Raw genomic sequence first — 3,395 nt, 5'->3', positions numbered from 1 at the left:
AAATCCGGTTCCACGGTTCCGGCGAGGGCGGCGGCCTCGGGAGGCCCGCGCCGTCCGACCGCGCTGAAGAGGTCCTGCGGACGACCGTCACGAAGCCGGGCGATCAATACGGCGGTACGGGGCATGCCGCAGGTCGCACGATCTCTTCCGGAGGCGAAGCGTCGGGGCCGGCCGAGCGGCCTCGTCGCGCGAGTTCACGGATCTGCTGATCGCACGCGCGCCGGCCGAAGAGGCCGAGGTGCACCCCACCCCCAAGCGGACCGTCCTCGATCAGGCGCGGGAGAACGTGGCGATGCGGCGGGAGGAGTCGGGCGCGGCGTTCCGGGAGGAGCGTGAGCGCCGACTGAAGGCCGGCTGCGGTTCCGTGGACACCGTGCGCCGGATCGCCGGGGCCCGACCCGTCCGCCCCCGGTCGGCGAGGAACGGGGCTCTGCCCGCGACCAAGCGCCGTCGTCGGTGGGCAAACCGGCCGGGCTCGCCTCCCGTCGGCCTCATGATCCGGAGGATCCGGCCTTCTTGCCGGTGAAGCGGCGGTATCCGCAGCGTGCGCGGCCCGGAGGGCGGATCACCGTCCGCAGAGGGCGGGGATTCAGACGGTGACCTGAGGCCGTTCCCGGGTGAGGTGGTGCACCTGGATCCGGTCGGCGTGCGGGGCCAGCAGGTCCTGCAGTTCGCCGACGGCGGTCCTGAGGAGGTGTCCGTCGCGGGTGGCGTGGAGGGTTTCGAGGACGAAGGCGACGTGGGTGGAGCCCTCGGTGACGCGGGTGCGGTGGGCGTCGCGGTGGTTCCAGTGGCGGGTCAGTACGTCGGTGGCGTCGGTGTAGATGATCTCGCCGGCCTTGGGGTGTTCGACGGTGCCGGGCTCGCCGAGCGGGGTGAAGGTCTCGCTGCCGTCGGCGTGACGGATGTCGACGTCGCCGGTGACGTGGTCGAGGTCGAAGGCGCCGGCGGGCAGGCCGTGGCGGACGGAGACGGCGTTGTAGGAGTCGACGGCCGGGTTGATCCGAGGCAGGGTGCCCTTCTTGGCGAACCGGCGTCCGAGGGCGTCGACGCTGGGCCGGACACGGCGGGGGTTGGTGCCGAAGGAGCGGTAGGCGGTGTGCCACGCCTCGATGCGGGGGTCACTCTCGTCGGCGGGCTGCCAGGCACCGTCGGCGAACTGCCGCTCCAGGTCATGCAGGGCGGCGGCGGTGGCGGGCCAGGGTTCGTGGCCGCGCAGTCCGGTGGCGGTGACGACGGCGATGAGGGTGTCGGGGAAGGCGTCGGCGACGGCGGGGGTGATGCGGAAGGCGGTCATCGCGAGGGGGATCCGTTTCGGGAGGGCGGACGGGCCGGGGTCAGGATTTCCAGGTGCCGATGCGGTCCAGGCGGCGCAGTTGCTGGGCTGCAGTGGGCGCGTCCAGGCCGGTGCCGCGTTCGGTGAGCCGGCGGGCGGTGTCGGTGCGCTGCTCGGCGGGTTTGTGGTCGTCGTACTTGAACTTCGCCCGCACCTCGGTGACGTCCAGGCGCAGGCCGCGGATGCCGGGCAGCATCCGCCCGTAGGGGGGCTGTTCAGGGTCGATGGGGGCGTGGTCGCCTTCGGGCTGGAAGTGGGCCATCTGGCGGCGCAGCAGCTCGGCCTTGGCCTCGGGGCCGTCGATGATCGTGGCCTGGCAGGTGAATTGGACGGCCGCGTAGTAGCTGGTGGGGACGCCGTCGATGGGCGGGGTGCCGGGCTTGGCGCGCCAGGGTCCGGGGATGAAGGCGTAGTCGCCGGTGACGGTGAAGGTGACGTTCGGGTCGGCCTCGATCGTCCTCCAGACGGGGTTGGGGCGGGCGAGGTGGATCAGCAGGCCGGCACCGTCGACGGCGAAGTGGGTGGGCACGACGACGGGCGCCTGTCCGGGCAGGCCGTTGACGCTGAGGATGCCGAAGTCGTGGCCGTCGGCGATCCAGGTCTGCCACTCGGCGTCGTCCAGGGCGGCGTCCCAGGGCTGGATGAACATGTGCGGGTCCTTCCGGGCGGGGTGCGGGGTCAGGTGAGGGCGAGGAGGTTGACGGCGACGGCGGCGGTGCCCAGGCCGATGAGCTGGCCGCGGTGGATCCGTTCGGCGAGGACGCTGCGGGCGAGCAGGACGGTGCCGGCCGGGCACAGGGCGGTGATCACGGCGACGACGGCCAGGTCGCCGCTGCGGGCGGCGAGCAGGAACAGCAGGTTCGCCACCGAGTCCAGCACGCCGGCCGTCGCCGACATCGCGTACGCCGGCTTCTCGGAGCCGAGCCTGCGGTACATCAGTCCGGCCGCGGCCAGGGTGACAGCGGAGGACACGGCACGGCCGGTGATCAGCGGACCGACGCCGCTGTCGGAGGGCGCCTGGTGCAGGAAGACCAGTTGCAGGGCGATGGCGGCTCCGGCGCCGAAGGCCAGCAGCAGAGCGATCACGGGTACATCCCTTACTATCAATGGAGCGACCACACCGTACAGTGCATCGACCGGAAGTCGTCAATCGAATGACCGCACGGTGCAGTCCAGTGATCTATCTGCTTGGAGGGGTGAGGCGATGGCCGAGACCGAGGCGGCACTGCGGACGCTCGCGCACAACGTCCGCGCGGCCCGTACGCGCGCCGGGCTGTCCCTGGACGAACTCGGCCGGCGCGCCAAGGTCAGCAAGGGCGCCCTGGTCGGACTGGAGAAGGCCCAGGGCAACCCGAACTTCGCCACCCTGGTCCGTCTCGCCGACACCCTGGGCATCTCGGTGTCCGCGCTGATGGAAGGGCCGGCCGAAGGCCGTGTCCGGGTCGTGTCCGCCGACGCCGTCATGCCCTTGTGGGCCGGGGAGAAAGGCGGCGAGGCCCGGCTCATGCTGACCACCTCCGGACCGTCCCCGGTCGAGGTCTGGCGCTGGAAACTCGAACCGGGCGAGGAGTACCCCAGCCATCCGCATCAGGCCGGCGTCGTGGAGACCGTCAGCGTCACCGCCGGCCAGATGGTGCTCGTCGTCGACGGCACCGAGCATGCCGTCGAGGCCGGGCAGACCGCCACCTTCGACGGCGACACCCCCCACACCTACCGCGGCGCGGGCACCGGGACCTGCCACCTGATCATGACCGTTCACATCCCGCCCGCCCCTGGCTCCGCGGGCCGACCCGCGCAGTAGGGCAGCCGTCCAGTGGACACACCCGCCCCACGACTGCGGCACGACGGACGCGTCGCCGGTGCGCCCGAGCACCCGCATCAGTCCTTCACCCGTCCCCCGGCAGGACGCGCGGCCCGCCCGTGGCGTGACTTTCCTGAGCCGCGACGTGGCCGAAGCGGTCCGGATCGGGCTGGAGGCCGTCGACGGCAGGAACCCGGAGATCCTCTCGTCCACGATCGGCCGGCAACTCCTCGAGCGGGGACTCGTCGACGAAATCCA

3 protein-coding genes and 1 pseudogene are annotated in these 3,395 nt (G+C 72.0%); 1 reads left to right on the top strand and 3 read right to left on the bottom strand.

Annotated features, from left to right (window positions below; translation table 11 throughout):
* Window positions 1-589: 589 nt before the first annotated feature.
* The 3 genes and pseudogenes from RIM90_RS28865 to RIM90_RS28855 form a co-directional block, all read right to left on the bottom strand.
* Entirely contained in the window at window positions 590-1,297 is a 708-nt protein-coding gene (locus tag RIM90_RS28865) for a phenylalanine--tRNA ligase beta subunit-related protein (RefSeq protein WP_309063696.1), read from the bottom strand.
* A gap of 40 nt (window positions 1,298-1,337) precedes the next feature.
* Complete coding sequence (locus tag RIM90_RS28860) at window positions 1,338-1,985, bottom strand: FMN-binding negative transcriptional regulator (protein WP_309063695.1); 648 nt, start codon at window positions 1,983-1,985, stop codon at window positions 1,338-1,340.
* Window positions 1,986-2,014: 29 nt separating this feature from the next.
* Window positions 2,015-2,416 (bottom strand): annotated as a pseudogene (locus RIM90_RS28855) (EamA family transporter); the annotation flags it as partial.
* Between the two features lie 124 nt (window positions 2,417-2,540).
* Between RIM90_RS28855 and RIM90_RS28850 the strand changes: the two are divergent.
* On the top strand, window positions 2,541-3,137 hold the full coding sequence (locus RIM90_RS28850) for an XRE family transcriptional regulator (protein ID WP_309063694.1): 597 nt from the start codon (window positions 2,541-2,543) through the stop codon (window positions 3,135-3,137).
* Window positions 3,138-3,395: the final 258 nt, after the last annotated feature.

The sequence above is a fragment of the Streptomyces sp. genome (assembly GCF_031181555.1).
GTDB lineage: Bacteria > Actinomycetota > Actinomycetes > Streptomycetales > Streptomycetaceae > Streptomyces > Streptomyces fimbriatus.
This window is presented reverse-complemented; position numbering and strand designations above follow the sequence as displayed.

What these genes read in the sequence shown, in the direction of transcription:
- RIM90_RS28865 (WP_309063696.1), bottom strand. Translation starts at nt 1,297, where the DNA reads ATGACCGCCTTCCGCATCACCCCCGCCGTCGCCGACGCCTTCCCCGAC.
- RIM90_RS28860 (WP_309063695.1), bottom strand. Translation starts at nt 1,985, where the DNA reads ATGTTCATCCAGCCCTGGGACGCCGCCCTGGACGACGCCGAGTGGCAG.
- RIM90_RS28850 (WP_309063694.1), top strand. Translation starts at nt 2,541, where the DNA reads ATGGCCGAGACCGAGGCGGCACTGCGGACGCTCGCGCACAACGTCCGC.